Origin of the sequence: Amycolatopsis sp. CA-128772 (genome assembly GCF_002904295.1) — a bacterium.
Lineage (GTDB): Bacteria > Actinomycetota > Actinomycetes > Mycobacteriales > Pseudonocardiaceae > Amycolatopsis.
Genome location: NZ_PPHG01000014.1, coordinates 169,427 through 186,223 on the forward strand (window position 1 = coordinate 169,427; position 16,797 = coordinate 186,223).

The window sequence follows — 16,797 nt, forward strand, 5'->3', positions numbered from 1 at the left end:
AGTCTGCCAGCGACCACTGACAGAAGGTGTCAGTGGTGACGGCCCAAGATCGCCGTCATGAACGACTTCGGCTTCTTCATCGGCTCCTGGACCGTGACGAACCGGCGGCTCACCAAGCCGCTGACCGGCAGCGACGACTGGACCACCTTCCCCGGCACGTCGACCTGCCGGCCGCTGTTCGAGGGCGGCGGCAACTTCGACGAGATCACCTTCCCCACCCTCGGCTTCCGCGGCTGCACCCTCCGGCTCTTCGACGTCGGGCGCGAAGAGTGGTCGCTGTACTGGGCCAACAGCCGGACCGGGGTGCTGCAGCCGCCGGTCACCGGGCGCTTCGACGGCGGCCGCGGCGACTTCTACGGCGACGACACGCACGAGGGCGAGCCGATCAAGGTCCACTACGCCTGGACGGGCACCACCACCGGCACCCCGCGCTGGGAGCAGGAGTTCTCCGCCGACGGCGGGCGGACCTGGGAAGCCAACTGGGTCATGGAGTTCGCCCGCGCTTGACAAGCGCGTCGCGCACCACGCACGTTGTTGCTGAAGACGCAACTGCGGAAGGGTGCCATGACGCACTACGACGTGATCGTCGTCGGCCTCGGCGGGATGGGCAGCGCCGCGGCGTACCGGCTGGCGCAGCGCGGGCAGCGGGTGCTCGGCATCGACCAGTTCGCGCCGGTGCACAACCGCGGGTCGAGCCACGGCGGTTCGCGGATCACGCGCCAGGCGTACCTCGAAGGCCCCGAGTACGTGCCGCTGCTGCTGCGAGCCCACGAACTGTGGGACGGCCTCGAACGCGACAGCGGACGGCGGCTGTTCACCCGCTGCGGCGGGCTGATGGTCGGCACGGCCGATTCGCGGACCGTCACCGGCAGCGCGGCGTCGGCGCGGGCCTTCGGCATCCCGCACGAACTGTTGGACGCGCCCGGAATCCGCCGCCGGTTCCCGACCATGACGCCGTCGGGGGGCGAAGTCGCGTTGTACGAACCGGGTGCCGGGCTCGTGTCGCCCGAAGGCACCGTCGCCGCGCACCTGCAGCTGGCCGCGCGGTGCGGTGCCGAACTGCACCACGAGGAGAAGGTGTTCACCTGGAGCACGATGGCCGGCGGGGTGCGCGTCGGGACGTCGCACAGCTACTACACGGCCGACCGGCTGGTGCTGTGCCCTGGCGCGTGGGCCGCCGAACTGCTGCGCGGCTTCGGTGTCGCCTTCACGATCCGGCGGCAGGTGCAGTACTGGTTCGCGCCGTCCGGCGGGATTGCGCCGTTCCGGGAGCACCCCGTCTACATCTGGGAAGGCGACGGCTACACGTTCTACGGCTTTCCGGCGCACAACGCACCCGCGGACGGCGTGAAGGTCGCGTTCCACGGTGGCGGCCGGACGTGCACCGCCGACGGCATCGACCGGACGGTGTCGGGCGACGAGGTCCACGAAATCGCCGCGGTGCTGAAGCGGCACCTGCCGACGTTGCCCGGCGCGTTCCTCCGTGCGGCGACGTGCATGTACACCGACACGGCCGACGAAAGCTTCGTGCTCGCCCCGCACCCGGCCGAGGAGCGGGTGGTGCTCGCGTGCGGCTTTTCCGGCCACGGCTTCAAGTTCGCCCCGGTGATCGGCGAAATCCTCGCCGATCTGGTGGTCGACGGCGCGACGGCGTACCCGATCGCGCAGTTCGACCCGGCCCGGCTACTGGCCTAGCAGCGACGTCGCCAGCGCTTCGGAATCGACACCCGCGACGCCGTCCAGGACGTGCCACGGCGCGAGCCAGCCCGACGCGGCGAGCTCGTCGTAGACGGCCGCGCACCGCCGCTGCAGGCCGTCGTCGGTCTCGAAGGCGTCGCGCTCGCGGCCGGTTTCGGTCTCCGCGCGGCGTTCGGCGCGCTCGGCCGCGACCGCCGGCGCGACGCGCAGGAGCAGCTGCGCGTCCGGGCGGGGCAGGCCGAAGCGGTCGACTTCCAGCTCCCACACCCACTTCACGACTTCGCCGGTGGCGTCTTGGCGCAGCCGCGCGGCCGCGTACGCGGCGTTGGAAGCGACGTACCGGTCGAGCAGGACGACGTCGTGCGTCTCCCGCAGGGCGCGGATCTCGTCGGCGGCGCCGCTGCGGTCCAGGGCGTAGAGCATGGCCATGCCGTAGACCGAGTCGGCGAGGTCGCCGTGCCCGCGGTGCAGCGCCTCGCGGACGAGGTCGGCGTGCACGCTCTTGCCGTAGCGCGGGAACGCCAGGGACGTCACGCTCGCACCCTTGGCGCCCAGCGCCGCCGTCAGCCCGTCGGCCAGCGTGCGCTTGCCCGCACCGTCGAGCCCTTCGATGACCACCAGTCGACCCACGGGCGTCACCCTAGCGTTGGTGGACCGGCGGGCTCGGTGGAAGGGATCGACGCCGAGCCCGCCGGTTCGTCTATGCGGGGTTACGCCGCAGGTGGAACACGTAGCCGGCGCCGCTGACCGCGAGCACGCCGACGAGGATCAGCAGCGGCACCCAGCCGGTGTCGTGGCCGGCCGGTGCCGGGCCGCCGTCGCCGCGGGGCATCACCTGCGAGGTGGCGTCGTAGCCGCCGGCCTCGCCGTTGCGGTCGTACGCCGAGCCGGGGAGCTTGTCGGCGTAGCGGGCTCCGACGGTCCGCTGGTAGCCGGCGACCGGTTTGCCGTCGGCCAGCGACGTGACACGGCCGCCGTCGACCGCGTACCAGGCGTCGATCTGCGGTTCGTGCAGGAGCTGGGCGCCGGCGGGCAGCTTACGGGCGTACTCGCCCTCGACGTCACCCGAGGCGATGTTGCCGATCTGCCAGCTGCCGTCCGCGCCGCGGACCGACCAGAGCGTCGCGGTCCGGCCGTCGGAGGCCCGCGCGGGGATCGCGAAGTAGGCGAAGTCGCCCGGGGCCGCGCCGGGCTTGCCCGCGACGAAGTCCGGCGAGAGCTCGTAGACGGGGAAGGCGTCCGGTGCGACTTCGACCGTCACCGGTCCCTTGGCGTCCGGCGCCTCGGCGAAGAACCGCACGAGGGTGTCACGGAGACCCGCGGCCGCGGTGTGCGCGGCCACGGCGTCGGCGCTGCTGATGCCGGCGGCCTGGGCCGCGCCTGACACCGGAGCCGTCATCAGCAGCGCCGCGCCGGTCAGCACGGCGAGCACGAGCGCCCGCCTGCTCATCGGGCGATCCCGGTGAGCGTGTGCGTCCAGGTGAACGACGAGTTGTGCGTGTAGTAGCCGTAGGTCGACCAGTTGTAGCGCTTGGCCGCGCCCGGGTCGGCCCAGAACACCCAGCCGCCGCGCGAGTCGTAGCCGTAGAGGACGTTCGCGTGGCCGCCGCCCGAGCGCCAGCCGACGCGGGTCTCCACCGGCCGGTTCGCCGCGGTCTGCGTCCGGACGTCGGCGTAGGGGATGCGCCGGTCGAGGTAGCGGCCCGGCGAGGTGAAGCCCAGCCGGGCGAAGGCGCGCTGCGGGTCGGCGAGCGTGCCGGGGAGGTTCGCGCAGTCCGCGCCGGATCCGCCGTGCGCGAGCTGGCAGAACCGCGTCTGGCTGACGACCGCGCCGTGGAAGGCGGCGATGGTGTTGCCCGCGCCCGCCCAGCACCACTGGTTCTTCTGCTGGGCCTGGACGGTGATCTGGGTCCGGTAGGTCGACGGCACTCCGGGCGCGGCTCCGGCGGTGACCGGCGCGACCAGGCACAACAGCAGGCTCACAGCCAGCACGGCGTGGACCTGGCTCGACTTCACCAGCACAGACGGCCTCCGGTGGAGGAGTGGGCGAACCAGCGGTGGTCACAACGGTGAACAACGCGGTCACAAGGAGCAAGAACGCCATCCGGAGGAACGGACCGTTCCGGGGCCCAGCCGGAACGCGGAACAGTCACCTCAACGAGGCCAACCACCCTGAACGGGGGTCGGCACGCCCACCCTACGCTGCTAACGTGAACGTTCCGCGGTGTTCACGCCCAGCGCACACACTGGTCGGGTGAAGGGACGAGCGGTGGCACAAGACGGGAACCTCCCACTGATCATCGATGGCGCCCGCACGACCCGGGCATCGGTCGCCGAACTGCCCAAAGAGCTGACCGAGGCGCTGCGCACCGGCGAGTTCCACCACGCCCTGCGGCTGGCGATCGCCTACCGCGGGCTGTCACTGGCCCGGCTGCGGGCGCACCTCGCGCTGCGCGGAGTCCAAATCGGACAGTCGACGCTGAGTTACTGGCAACGCGGGCTGCGTCAGCCCGAGGTGCCGAAGGCGCTGCCGGCGGTCCGGGCCCTGGAATCGGTCCTCCAGCTGCCGGCGGACGCCCTGGTGGTGCTGATCGGGCCCCGCCTGGTCCGCCGCGGCCACCAGCCGGCGGCGTCGTTCCACGACCTGCGTTCCGGCGACATGGGCTCGATCGTCGAGGACCTCCTGGCCGAGCTGGGCGCGTACCCGTCGTCGAACCACTACAACGCGGACCTGGAGCTGCTGTCGGTCCACGACACGATCACGTTCGACGCGGAACACCGCCAGGTGAGTTTGCGCACCCGCCTGGTGACGCGCGCGCGACGCCACGGCCCGGACCGGTACCTGACGGTGTACAACGGCGACCCGGGCTGCCGCATCGACGACGTCGAGCTGATCACGGACGAGGGCTGCCGGGTGGGCCGCATGCGCCGCAACCCGGACGCGGACACGATGGCAACGGAGCTGCTGTTCGACCGCAAGCTCGCCGAGGGCGACATCCACGTGTTCTGCTTCGAGGTCCGGGACGACTCGGGATCGGCGTCGCCGGGCTACTACCGGATGCTGCGCGACCGGTGCGCGAGTTACCTCGTGCAGCTGCGGTTCGACCGGAACGCGCTACCGGCACGGTGCACGCGTCAGGTGCGGGCGCGGGATGACGCGTTGCCGGTGGTGGCGGAGGAGCTGGCCTGCGATATGGGCGGGGTGAGCAGCGCGTTCTTCAGCGACGCCGGGCCTGGGTTGGCCGGGGTTGCCGTGGAGTGGAACTGACGTAGTCGCCAGTCACGCGAGATGCCCCTTCAATGACGTGAGATGTCCTCCAGACACGGATGATGCCCGGTTGAGCGCGGTCGGCTCGCGTACCTGGCGGGTCGGTTCGCGTGATCCGGGGCGTGACTCGCGTGATTGAGCGCGTCACTCGCGTGATTGGACGCGTGACTCGCGTGTTCTCGGCCGCGTGCTGGGTGACCGCCTCGCGTAAAGCGCGCTGGGCGGCCGTGCCGATGCCCTCGTCGTCCTGCGCTTTCTTCGCCGGTTTTGCGAGACGCCCGGCGTTGAGACGGGCCGTCGGACGCTGGTCGAGCGGGACCGGCGGGGCCTCCAGGCGTGACGGATCAGCCTGGCGTCACCGGTTTCCTGGAACGGTACAACGAGCCCTGTGCGAGCCGCCCGGACTACCCACCGGGCCGTGAGGTTCGTGATGCCAAGAACGGCGGTGAGTCTACGCGAGCGTCACAGCACTTCGAATCCGTTGGCCTTGGCCGCGTCGGCCTGCCGCTGGTCGCGGGTCACGAACGTGACCGGTCCGCCGGCGGTCAGCTCGGCCGTGGAGTGCATCGCGACCGCGATGTGGATCGCATCGAGCGTGCGTACCGGGTAGTTCTCGGTGACCAGGCGGCGCGCGGCGGGAATCACCCGGCCCGGGTCGAACGGGATCAGCGCCAGGTCCCCGTCCGGCGAGGCCAGGTGGTCGAAGTGCGCCAGCACCGCCGCAGGATCGGGGATGCGGCCGGTCCGCTTGGCGGCCGTCATCGCGCCGGCGAACTCGATGCGGGTGAAGTCGCTGCTCATGATCGGGTCACCGCCTTCGAGGAGCAGCTCGCGGAACTTGTCGTGCTCCGGCTCGTCTGCCATGTAAGCGGTGACCAGCGCACTGGTGTCGAGGTACAGCACGGTCACCACTCCCCTCGGGTCCAGTCGAGCGCCTCGCTGACCGCCGCGCCCCACCCGCGGGACAGTTCTTCGATTTCGTCGAGCGTCGGCACCTGAGCCGGCGGCTCCACGTGCACGACCTTGCCTTCGGCGATCAACCGCCGCTTCCAGTCCGCTCGGGTTTCCGTCTTCGCCACTACGCCCCTCAACGCTTCCGTGACCAGGTCGTTCATGCTGCGCCCTTCGGCTTCGGCTCGGGCCTTCAGCCGGGCGTGCAGCTCGTCGTCGATCCTCGTGATCAACTGTTTCACCCCACCATGATAACACTTCACCCATTCGTGCTATCACTGTTCACGGCGCATGACAAAGGCCGCCCCGAACGTTCTCGGGGCGGCCCTGAACTGCGGAAACCTCAGTACCGGTAGTGCTCCGGCTTGAACGGGCCCTCGACGTCCACGTCGATGTACTCCGCCTGGGCCTTGGTCAGCTTCGTCAGCTCACCGCCGAGCGCGTCCAGGTGAATCTTCGCCACCTTTTCGTCCAGCTTCTTCGGCAGGCGGAACACCTCGTTGTCGTACTCCTCGTGCTTGGTGAACAGCTCGACCTGGGCGATCACCTGGTTCGAGAAGCTGTTCGACATCACGAACGACGGGTGCCCGGTCGCGTTGCCCAGGTTCAGCAGGCGGCCCTCCGACAGCACGATGATCGTGTTGCCGTTCGGGAACACCCACTCGTCGACCTGCGGCTTGATGGTGATGCGGCGGATGCCCGGGTAGCGGGCGAGGCCCGCCATGTCGAGCTCGTTGTCGAAGTGGCCGATGTTGCCCAGGATCGCCTGGTGCTTCATCTTCGCCATGTGCTCGACCAGCACGACGTCCTTGTTGCCCGTCGTCGTGATGACGATGTCGGCCTCGGGCAGCGCGTTCTCCAGCGTGCGGACCTGGTAGCCGTCCATCGCCGCCTGCAGGGCGCAGATCGGGTCGATCTCCGTCACGATCACGCGCGCGCCCTGGCCGCGCAGGGACTCCGCCGCGCCCTTGCCGACGTCGCCGTAGCCGCAGACCACCGCGACCTTGCCGCCGATCAGGACGTCGGTGCCGCGGTTGATGCCGTCGATCAGGGAGTGGCGGATGCCGTAGCGGTTGTCGAACTTCGACTTCGTCACCGCGTCGTTGACGTTGATCGCCGGGAACAGCAGCTCGCCCGCCGCCGCCAGCTGGTAGAGGCGCAGGACGCCGGTCGTCGTCTCCTCGGTGACGCCGCGGATGCCCTCGCCGATCTTCGTCCACTTGCCGGTGTCGGCCGCGACCGACGTGCGCAGCAGCTCGAGGAACACGCGGAACTCGTCCGAGGTGTTCTCGTCCGGGGTCGGCACGACGCCCGACTTCTCGAACTCGGTGCCCTTGTGCACCAGCATCGTGGCGTCACCGCCGTCGTCGAGGATCATGTTCGGGCCCTCGCCGTCCCAGGTGAGCATCCGCTCGGTGCACCACCAGTACTCCTCGAGCGACTCGCCCTTCCACGCGAAGACCGGGACGCCCTTGGGCTCCTGGGTCGTGCCGTGCGGGCCGACGACGACCGCGGCGGCCGCGTGGTCCTGCGTCGAGAAGATGTTGCACGAAGCCCAGCGCACCTCCGCGCCCAGCGCCACCAGCGTCTCGATCAGCACCGCGGTCTGCACCGTCATGTGCAGCGAGCCGGAGACGCGCGCCCCGCGCAGCGGGTAGACCTCCGCGTATTCGCGGCGCAGCGCCATCAGTCCGGGCATCTCGTGCTCGGCGAGGCGGATCTCCTTGCGGCCGAATTCGGCGGCATCGAGGTCGGCGACGGCGAACTCGATGCCGTTGCGGGTCTCGTGCCGCTTGGCAACGCTTTCGGGGGTCATAGTGGCGATTCCTCCAAGACTCGATGACACACGAACACTACCGTTGTCCGCTCGACTGTCCCTAGAAGTGTTAGGAGGCCCTTACCGTGCCCATGCCCGGCCCCGACACCCGCGTCGTGGAAATCCGCGTCGCCGGTCTCGTGGGCACCAGCGGCGAGACCCTGCTCGACGCCGTCTCGACCGTCGACGTCGCCGGCGACGGCCTGGGCCGGGTGGTCCGCCCGGCGGACCGGCTGCGCCGTCCCGCACCCGGGCCGGTGCTGCCGGCACTGGGCCGGTCGATCCCGCGGACCCTCGAAGGCTACCTGTGGCACGGCATGACCTCCGGTGGCGCCACGAAGGCCACCTGGGCACTGCTGTTCCCGTTCTCGCTGGCCAACGTCGCCTTCTGGATGCTGCCACCGGTCCCGGACCGCCGGCTCGCGCGTGTCCTCGGCGTCGTGTGCCGCGGCCTGCTGCGCGTCGGTGCCCTGCTGCTGACGATGCTGCTGATGGGCCAGCTCGCGGCGATCGCGCTCGACCTGTTCGCCACGCAGTGCCTCGCGCCCGCCTCGGGCTGCCTGCCCGCGGTCCCCGACGTGGTCCGCACGGTGCCCGCCAGGATCGCCGTCGGCGTGCTGCCGCTGCTCGCCGTGATCTTCGTCCTGCACCGGATTTCCAGCGCGACCTGGGCGGTGCACGCCGACGGCGACCTCACCGGCGGGCCGCTGCGGATGCGAGCCGACCCGGAAACCCCGGCCCTGCGCTGCCTGCACACCGTCGCGGCGCTGGCGTCGGTCGCGTTGCTGCTGCTCGGCGGCCCGTTCCGGGTGCCGGGCGACACCGTGGACCTGATGGCCTGGATCGTCACGCTGGCCGTGGTGTTCGCCACCGTCGTCGCCGCCGCGATCGGCGTCGACACCGGGCGGTTCGCCCGCCCCGGCGTGCTCGCCTTCGCGACCCTGCTCGTGGTCGTCGCCGCGGTGCGGTTGCGGCCGGGCGCGGCCCCGCTGCCGGGCACGAACGGCGTCGTCGAAGGCCTCGGCGCCGCCCTGGTCGCCGTCACGGTGCTGTTCGCGCTGTTCCTCGCCCCGGCCGCGCTGCTGGCCCGGCCCGGCTGGCAGCAGAAGCCGCAGCGGCTGCGGCCGTGGATGGGCGGCTGGGCGGCCGCGCCGGCGCTCGCGCTGGCCGGCCTGCTCGGCGGCGGCTTCGGCGCCGGCCTCGCCGAAGCCCTCCGGCGCCTGTCCGGCGCGGAACACCTGCAGGTGCCGACCACGTACCTGCTGGTCACGGTCCTGTGGGGGGCGGGGCTGGCGCTGGCCGCGGTGCTCGGCGTGCTGGGCTTCGCGGTCGCAGTCCCGCTGCGCCGGCTGCGGCGCGGCGTCCCGGAGATCGTCGAGCTGATGGAGCACGACCACCGTCAGGAAGCCCAGGCCGCGGCGGCGTGGGCGCGCTCGGCGTGGGAACGGCGGCACCTGCACCACCTGGCACTGGCGGTGGCGTCGGCGATGTCCGCGGGCGGCGCGGCCCTGCTCGTGCTGCGGTTCGGGTTCGGGCTGGTCCCGGGCTGGTTCGGCCCGCTGTCGGCGATCGGCGTGTTCGCGCTCGGCGCGCTGGCCGCCGGCCTGCTGCGGGTGGTCTACACGGCCGCGCGCACCCCGCAGCGCAGCCGCCACCTCGGCGCGCTGGCCGACCTCGTGTGCTTCTGGCCGCGGGCGGCGCACCCGACGGTGCCGCCGTGCTACGCGCTCAAGGTCGTTCCCGAACTGGCCGCGCGGGCGCGCGAGCACCTCGCCGAACCCGGGACGCGGGTGGTGCTGTCCGGCTACAACCTCGGCAGCCTGCTCACGCTCATGGCCGCCGCCCGCCTCGCCGCCGAGCTGCCGGCGGCCGACCTGGAACGCGTCGGCGTGCTGACGGCCGGTTCCCCGCTGCAGTGGGGCTACCAGCGCGCGTTCCCGGCGTTGCTGCCGCAGGAGGCGCTGGAGCGGCTCTTCGCCGACCTCGACGGCCGGTGGCGGGCCCTGTGCCGCGGGACCGACATCTTCGGCGGCGGCGTGACGACCTGGCGGCACTCGGTCGCCGGCCGGCGGCTGCACGGCGTCGGGTTCCTCGCCGAGGGCGGCTGCGGCCCGGTGTCGGCGACGGCGGACGGCAACGGGGTCCTGATCCTCGGCGGCGACCACTGGCTGCCGGACCCGCTGCGCGGCCCGACCGGGCGGCACCGGTGGGCGCCGGGGGTGCTCAAGCACCAGGACTACGTGGTGGACGCCGAGTGGGACCACGCCGTCGCGATGGCCGCCGGCCTCGGCAAGCCGTCCTGGGGCGAGCAGGGCTCGCTGTTCGGCGACATTCCCCCAAAACGGTGAAGGCCCCTCGCGCGCGGAGCGAGGGGCCTTCGACCGTGGACTAGCTCAGCTTCACTCGGAAGCCTTGCGGCGGAACTTCAGCAGCGCCAGCAGGCCGCCACCGGCGACCAGCAGCAGGCCGGCCACCCAGATCAGCCAGCTGTTGTCGAAACCGGTGTTGGCCAGGCCGCCACCGGTGCCCGACTCGTTGCCCGCCGGGACGGCGGCCGGAGCGGTGGTGGTGCTGGCCGGCGAGACGGAGGTCTCCGAGGTCGCCGGGGCGCTCGGCTTCGTGGTCTCGGTCGGCTTCGACGGCTTGGTCGGCGGCGCCGTGACGGTCTCGGTCGGCTTGGTGACCTTCTTGCCGCACAGGAACCACTTGTCGATCGTGGTTTCCTGGCGGTGGCTGGTCAGCGTCGGCTTGAGGTTCTTCCAGGGCGCGTCCTTCGACAGGCCCTTCTTGCCCGGGATGTACTCGTTGAAGCCGTCGTCGCCACCGATGACGACGATGCGGTTCACCGTGACGCCGTCGTGGACCTTCGTGATGGTCAGAGTCTTCTGGCCAACGCCGGTCGCCTTGTCGATGTCGACGTCGTCCTGCGTGAGCTTGTCCTGGCCTTCCGCGCACTTCGAGTGGCTGCGGTCCGGGATCGGGTTCGACCGGTCGTCGGGGCTCCAGCAGGCCAGCGCGGAGCCGGCGGTGCCGACGAGGGCTGCGGTGGTGAGCGCCATGACCGCAACGGCGCCGCGGAAGGTACGTCTGCGCATTGAGTGTCTCCTGTACCGAACGGGGGAAGAACGGCAAATTCGGGGGATCGTTGCGCCACCGCACGTGGTAATCACGCGGCTGTAATTCACCCGTCAGTGGCACACGAGGCTCGAAAGGTATCGCACGTCACCCCGGCGCTCACGCGGGGTCCCCCGTTACGCACAAACCGCAAGATCGTCTTGATCGAGCCGTAACCTCGCGTTTGCTACCCGAACACAAAAAAACCCCGCCGACCTGGGAATCCAGGCCGGCGGGGCTTTTCCGCCGCAAGTCAGGTGCGAGGCGCGTTCACGGGCTCGTCGAGGCCGCCGGCCTGCCGCTTGCCGACCAGCGAATGCCGCCGGCTGTAGGCGAAGTAGAACACCACGCCGAGCACCATCCAGGCGAGGAACCGCAGCCAGGTCAGCACGGTCAGGTTCAGCATCAGCCACAGGCAGGCGAGGATGGCCAGGATCGGGACCAGCGGCACCAGCGGCACCTTGAACGCGCGGGGCAGCTCCGGCCGCGTCCGCCGCAGCACCAGCACCCCGGCCGAAACGAGCACGAACGCGAACAGCGTGCCGACGTTGACCATTTCCTCGAGCTTGTCCGCCGGGAAGAAACCGGCCGCGACCGCGACCAGGCCGCCGACGATGAGCGTCGCGCGCTTCGGCGTGCCGTGCTCACCCGTCTTCGCCAGCCCGCGCGGCATCAGGCCGTCGCGCGACATCGCGAAGATGATCCGGACCTGGCCCAGCATCAGCACCATGACGACGGTGGTCAGGCCGGCCAGCGCGCCGAAGGAGATGATGTTGGCCGCCCAGTCGACGCCGTTCGCGGAGAACGCCGTGGCGAGGGTCTTGTGGCTGCCGTCGCCCGCCTTGGTCGCGAGGTCCTTGTACGAGGTCATGCCGACGACCACGAGCGAGACGGCGACGTACAGCACGGTCACGATGGCCAGCGACCCCATGATCCCGCGCGGGACGGCCTTCTGCGGGTTCTTCGTCTCCTCCGCGGTGGTCGCGACGATGTCGAAGCCGATGAACGCGAAGAACACCAGCGAGGCGCCGGCCAGCAGGCCGAAGACGCCGAACGAGCTGCTCGCACCGCCCGCGACCAGGGAGAACAGCGACTGGTCGACCCCGGTCTGGCCGGCCCCGCCGGTCTCGCCCGGCGGGATGTACGGCGTGTAGTTGGCGCCCTTGATGTAGAAGAGGCCGAGGATGATCACGAACAGCACCACGGCGACCTTGATGCCGGTGATCACCATCGACACCCGCGACGACAGTTTGGTGCCGACGACCAGCAGGAGCGTCAGGACCGCCACGACGAGCAGCGCGCCCCAGTCGACCGTCACGCTCCCGAGGTCGAACGTCGTCTTCGTGCCCTTGCCGAACAGGTAGCCGAGCACCGTCTCGAGGTACACCGACCAGCCCTTGGACACCGCGGCCGCGCCGACCGCGAGCTCGAGGATCAGGTCCCAGCCGATGATCCACGCCATGAACTCGCCGAAAGTGGCGTAGGAGAACGTGTACGCGCTGCCCGCGACCGGCACGGTCGAGGCGAACTCCGCGTAGCACAGCGCCGCCAGCGCGCAGGCGATCGCCGCGAAGACGAAGGCCAGCGAAACCGACGGGCCGGCGTAGTCACCCGCCGTACGGGCGGTCAGCGTGAAGATGCCGGCACCGATGACGACGGCGACGCCGAAGACCGTGAGGTCCCACGCGCTCAGGTTCCGCCGGAGCTTGGTGTCCGGCTCGTCGGTGTCCGCAATGGACTGTTCGATCGATTTGGTGCGCCACAATCCCGTTCCGGGCACGGTTGACCTCCTGCGGCTGGCCTGCATGTATCGCGGTAGGTCACCCTATCGGGTCAGGTCCGTGACGGCTTGCCGAAGACGGCGAAGTGGATCTTGGCTACCGGGTGAGGCTGCGGTCCAGGTCCGGCTCGAGGTAGATCAGCTTCGCGACCGGCACCTTGGCGCGGACGCGCGCTTCGGCGTCGTCGATGGCCGTGGCCAGCCCGGCGGTGTCGAGCCCCGGCACCATGGCCAGCTTCGCCGCGACGAGCAGCTCGTCCGGGCCCAGGTACTGGGTGCGGATGTGGATGACCCGCTCGACATTGCCCGCGGCGAGCTCGTCGACGATGGTCGCGAGCACGCCCTCGGTGGCGCCTTCGCCGATGAGCAGGCTCTTCATCTCGATGATGAGGATGATCGCGATGACGCCGAGCAGCGCACCGATCGCGAGGGTGCCGACGCCGTCCCAGACCGGGTCGTCCGTGACGACCGACAGCCCGACGCCGAGCAGCGCGAAGACCAGGCCGAGCAGCGCGCCGGCGTCCTCGAGCAGGACCACGGGCAGCTCGGGTTCCTTCGCCTGGCGGATGAACCCCCACCAGGTCGCGTCGCCCTTGATCTTCTTCGACTCGCCGACGGCGGTGTAGAAGCTGTAGCCCTCCAGGCCGACCGCGACCAGGAGGATGATCACGGCGACGATCGGCGACTCGAGCGGCTCCGGGTGGCCGATCTTGTGGATGCCCTCGTAGATCGCGAACGCGGAGCCGAGCGTGAACAGCATCAGCGCGACGATGAAGGAGTAGAAGTACCGGTCGCGGCCGTAGCCGAACGGGTGCTCTTTGTCCGCCGCCCGCTTCGACGTCTTCTGGCCGAGCAGCAGCAGGCCCTGGTTGGTCGTGTCGGCGAGCGAGTGCACGGACTCGGCCAGCATCGACGACGACCCGGTGACGAGGAAGCCGGCGAACTTCGCCGCCGCGATCCCCGCGTTCGCCCCCAGTGCCGCGATGATCGCCTTGGTTCCGCCTCCAGCTGACACGAGCGCTCCCCTGCCGACGTTCCCGAATTGCCGGTTTGGAGCCTAGAGGACCCACCCCGGTTCCCGCCGCACCGGCCGGTTTTGTCGGACCCCTTCGCTACGGTGGCCGTTCCGGCACGGGAGGGTGGCCATGGCTCACTTCGGCGTGCTCGGGCCGCTCGCCGTCGAAGGGCCGCCCGGGCACTGGGTCGCGTTGCGCGGCGAACGGCAGCGCACGCTGCTGGCCGTCCTGCTGCTCAACGCCGGCCGCGCCGTCCCGGCCGACGTGCTGGTCGAGGCGCTGTGGCCGGACGGGCCGCCGAAGTCGGCCACCTCCAACCTGCACACCTACCTTTCGCGGCTGCGCGAGCGGATCGACGGCCTCCGCGTCGAGCACGGGCCGCTCGGCTACCGGCTGGTGGTCGAGCCGGCGGAGCTCGACCTGCTCGGCTTCCGCGCCGCCGTGGCCGCGGGGCGGCAGGCGGCGGATCCGGTCGCCGCCGCGGGGCACTACCGGCGCGCGCTCGGGCTGTGGCGGGGGCCGGTGCTGGCCGGGCTGCACGTACCGCGGCTCGACGCCGACGTCGCCCGGCTGGAGTCCGAGCGGCTCGCCGTGTTCGAGGACTGCGTCGACGCGGAGCTCACCGCGGGGCGGCACGGGGAGCTGACCGGCGAGCTGCAGGCCGTGATCACCGAGCACCCGCTGCGCGAACGGCCGGCCGCGCAGCTGATGACCGCCCTGCACCGGGCCGGGCAGCAGGGCAGCGCGCTGGAGGTCTACCGGCGGCTGCGGGCCACGCTGATCGAGGAGCTCGGCGTCGAACCGGGCGCGGAGGCCCGCCGGGTGCACGCGGCCGTCCTGCGCGGCGAGGACCCGGTGCCGCGGCTGCCGCCCGCGGTATGGCCGGTGTGCCAGCTCCCGCCGGACATCGGCGACTTCACCGGCCGCGACACCGAACTGGCGGAGCTGACCCGCGTGCTCGGCGCCGGCGGCGGCGTCCCGGTCGCGGTGCTCAGCGGCGAGCCCGGTGCGGGCAAGAGCACCCTCGCCGTGCGCGCCGCGCACCGGCTGCGCCGTCAGTTCCCCGACGGCCAGCTGTACGTGCCGCTGGCGGGCCGTGACATCGGGGAGGTGCTGGCCGACCTGCTGCGCGCGCTGGGCGTTCCCGGGCCGGCCGTGCCGGACGACGTCCGGGCGCGCGCGGCGGTGTTCCGCGGCCGGCTTTCCGACCGGCGGGTGCTGGTGGTGCTCGACGACGCCGTCGACCCCGGACACGTCCGCACGCTGCTGCCGGGCACGCCGGGCTGCGCGGTGCTGGTGACGAGCCGCCGCCGGCTGAGCGGGCTCGCGGGCGCGCACCGGCTGGCCCTCGGGCCGCTGTCCGGCACCGACGCCGCCGAGCTGCTGGACCGGCTGGCCGGCGCGCGGGTGGCCCGGGAGCGCGCCGACGCCGAGCGGATCATCACGGCGTGCGCGCGGCTGCCGCTGGCGCTGCGGATCGCGGGCAGCCGGCTGGCCATCCGCCCGCACCTGCGGCTCGGCGAGCTGGCCGACCGGCTGGAGGACGAGGTCCGCCGGCTCGACGAGCTGACGGTCAGCGACCTGGCCGTCCGCAGCAGCATCGCGTTGAGCTACGAGGGCCTGCGGCCGCCCGCGCGGCGCGCGTTCCGGCTGCTCGGCCGCTGCCGGCTCGCCGACCTGCCGGCGTGGGCGGTGACGACCCTGGTGGACGACCCGGACGCGGACGAGGCGGTCGAGGAGCTCGTCGAGGCGAGCCTGCTGGAGGCCCGCGGACCGGATCCGACCGGCGAAGGTCGTTACCGGATGCACGACCTCGTCCGGCTGTACGCCGCGGAGCTGGCCGAGCCGTCGTCCGCCGAGGGCGTCCGGACGGTGCTGGCGGCGACGCTCGCCCTCGCCGACGCGGCGGCGGCCCGGCTGCCGCGCACGGTGCCGATGCCGTCGCCGGCCCACGAGCCGCCGCCGCAGCCGTTGCCGGCCGAGCTGGTGGAGCGGCTGCTCGCGCGTCCGGACGACTGGTTCGCCGCCGAGCGCGCGAACCTCGTGCTGCTGATCGGCACGCTGGGCGCGCGGGACGCGCTGCTGCTGCTCGACCGGTTCGGCGTGTACCTGTACCTGCACGGGCAGTACGCCGACATGCGCGCGGCGTACGAGACGGTCACGGACGCGGATCCCCCGCTGGCCACGGTCGCCGAGGCCACGCTGACGTTGTTGCGGCACGCGCGTGGCGAGTACGAGGAGGCCGCGGTCCGCTACCGGGCGTGCGCCAAGGAACTCGAGGCCCACGGCGACCGCCGCACGCACGCGTGGGTCTCGGCGAACCTGGCTCACTGCCTGATCGGCCTCGGCCGCGCGGAGGAGGCCCTCGAGACGGCGGCCCACGCCCGCGAACTGTTCACCGCCGACGGTTCGCCGGCCGAGCTCGGCTGGGTATGGGCCGCGGAGTCGGCGGCCCTGCTGCGGCTCGGCCGCATCGCGGACGCCCGCGAAGTCGACCGGACAGCACTGGCGGCGGCCCGCGCGGCCGGCGACGCCCGCGTGATCGGCGAGGCCCTGCACGGATTCGCGTGGTCATCCCTGCTGACGGGCGACGACCGGGGAGCAGCGGCGGCGATCACGGAGTCGGTGACGTTGCTGCGCGGCACGAAGGCGCGCTCGGCACTGGCGAAGTCGTTGCGCACGTTGGGCGCAATCGCGGCGGCAACGGGCTCCCGGGAGGAGGCGACGGCGGCGTTCGAGGAGGCGCGTTCACTGGCCCGGGAGCTGGACGAGCGGCCACGGGAGCTGTCGTGCACGAGGGCACTGGCGGCAGGCTGGATCGGCGAAGGCCGCGCGGCCCAGGCCATCCCGGTGCTGCGCGCGTGCCTGGACGAGTTCCGCGAGATGGGCGGCCGCCCCGCGGCGGGGCTGACGCTCCTGGTGCTGCACCGCGCGTATGTGGCGGTGGGTGAGGCGGAGCGGGCGGAGGAGGCAGCGGAGCAGGCGGCAGAGTTGCTCGACCCCCGCGACGCCAGCGCGGCGGCCCTTCGCCGGGCATTGCTGGCCCTGACCGAGCCGACCTGACGGCACCGGGGATCGGCTGGCGCTGCCCGCGCCGGTCCACCGGAACGCTGGCGGGTGATGCCGCATGCGCGCACCGGCCCGCCTGCCGTCC

At 71.9% G+C, this 16,797-nt stretch carries 14 protein-coding genes; 5 read left to right on the forward strand and 9 right to left on the reverse strand.

Annotated elements, in window-relative coordinates:
• The first annotated feature begins 57 nt into the window (after positions 1–57).
• Both C2L59_RS06195 and solA read left to right on the forward strand, forming a co-directional pair.
• Entirely contained in the window at positions 58–507 is a 450-nt protein-coding gene (locus C2L59_RS06195) for a hypothetical protein (protein ID WP_103348540.1), read from the forward strand.
• Positions 508–564: 57 nt separating this feature from the next.
• On the forward strand, positions 565–1,695 hold the full coding sequence (solA, locus tag C2L59_RS06200; RefSeq protein WP_103348541.1) for an N-methyl-L-tryptophan oxidase: 1,131 nt from the start codon (positions 565–567) through the stop codon (positions 1,693–1,695).
• Here solA and C2L59_RS06205 read toward each other — a convergent pair.
• The 3 genes from C2L59_RS06205 to C2L59_RS06215 form a co-directional block, all read right to left on the reverse strand.
• Positions 1,684–2,337, reverse strand: coding sequence for a dTMP kinase (locus tag C2L59_RS06205; protein WP_103348542.1), 654 nt, complete (start codon positions 2,335–2,337; stop codon positions 1,684–1,686). The two genes, solA and C2L59_RS06205, sit on opposite strands and share 12 nt — an antisense overlap.
• Positions 2,338–2,398: 61 nt before the next feature.
• A complete protein-coding gene (locus tag C2L59_RS06210; protein WP_103348543.1) occupies positions 2,399–3,148 on the reverse strand; it encodes a hypothetical protein in 750 nt (249 codons plus the stop codon).
• Positions 3,145–3,720 (reverse strand): papain-like cysteine protease family protein, encoded by a 576-nt coding sequence (locus C2L59_RS06215; protein WP_103348544.1) that lies wholly within the window; start codon positions 3,718–3,720, stop codon positions 3,145–3,147. The genes C2L59_RS06210 and C2L59_RS06215 overlap by 4 nt, the downstream gene beginning before the upstream one ends.
• Positions 3,721–3,967: 247 nt before the next feature.
• On the opposite strand from C2L59_RS06215, the gene C2L59_RS06220 reads away from it, so the two are divergent.
• Complete coding sequence (locus C2L59_RS06220) at positions 3,968–4,966, forward strand: hypothetical protein (protein WP_003085563.1); 999 nt, start codon at positions 3,968–3,970, stop codon at positions 4,964–4,966.
• 462 nt (positions 4,967–5,428) lie between these two features.
• Here C2L59_RS06220 and C2L59_RS06230 read toward each other — a convergent pair whose 3' ends face one another.
• The 3 genes from C2L59_RS06230 to ahcY all read right to left on the reverse strand — a co-directional run bounded on the left by C2L59_RS06230 (position 5,429) and on the right by ahcY (position 7,733).
• Entirely contained in the window at positions 5,429–5,875 is a 447-nt protein-coding gene (locus C2L59_RS06230) for a type II toxin-antitoxin system VapC family toxin (RefSeq protein WP_233223296.1), read from the reverse strand.
• A complete protein-coding gene (locus C2L59_RS06235; RefSeq protein WP_103348546.1) occupies positions 5,872–6,159 on the reverse strand; it encodes a toxin-antitoxin system HicB family antitoxin in 288 nt (95 codons plus the stop codon). Before C2L59_RS06235 ends, C2L59_RS06230 begins: the two co-directional genes overlap by 4 nt.
• Positions 6,160–6,260: 101 nt before the next feature.
• The gene (gene ahcY / locus C2L59_RS06240) at positions 6,261–7,733 is read right to left on the reverse strand and encodes an adenosylhomocysteinase (RefSeq protein ID WP_103348547.1); all 1,473 of its coding nucleotides are present in this window, start codon (positions 7,731–7,733) and stop codon (positions 6,261–6,263) included.
• 92 nt (positions 7,734–7,825) lie between these two features.
• Here ahcY and C2L59_RS06245 point away from each other — a divergent pair, with 92 nt between their 5' ends.
• Positions 7,826–10,081 (forward strand): hypothetical protein, encoded by a 2,256-nt coding sequence (locus C2L59_RS06245; RefSeq protein WP_103348548.1) that lies wholly within the window; start codon positions 7,826–7,828, stop codon positions 10,079–10,081.
• Between the two features lie 51 nt (positions 10,082–10,132).
• Here the strand turns inward: C2L59_RS06245 and C2L59_RS06250 are convergent, their stop codons facing one another.
• From C2L59_RS06250 to C2L59_RS06260, 3 genes are all read right to left on the reverse strand, one after another.
• Positions 10,133–10,828: an LPXTG cell wall anchor domain-containing protein gene (locus C2L59_RS06250; RefSeq protein WP_103348549.1), complete on the reverse strand. Its 696-nt coding sequence runs from the start codon at positions 10,826–10,828 to the stop codon at positions 10,133–10,135.
• A 272-nt stretch (positions 10,829–11,100) separates the two neighbouring features.
• Positions 11,101–12,627 (reverse strand): amino acid permease, encoded by a 1,527-nt coding sequence (locus C2L59_RS06255; RefSeq protein WP_103348550.1) that lies wholly within the window; start codon positions 12,625–12,627, stop codon positions 11,101–11,103.
• A 97-nt stretch (positions 12,628–12,724) separates the two neighbouring features.
• Positions 12,725–13,642, reverse strand: a complete 918-nt coding sequence (locus C2L59_RS06260; RefSeq protein ID WP_103348551.1) for a cation diffusion facilitator family transporter — start codon at positions 13,640–13,642, stop codon at positions 12,725–12,727.
• A gap of 130 nt (positions 13,643–13,772) precedes the next feature.
• Here C2L59_RS06260 and C2L59_RS06265 point away from each other — a divergent pair, with 130 nt between their 5' ends.
• Positions 13,773–16,706, forward strand: a complete 2,934-nt coding sequence (locus tag C2L59_RS06265) for a BTAD domain-containing putative transcriptional regulator (RefSeq protein WP_103348552.1) — start codon at positions 13,773–13,775, stop codon at positions 16,704–16,706.
• The last annotated feature ends 91 nt before the right edge of the window (positions 16,707–16,797 follow it).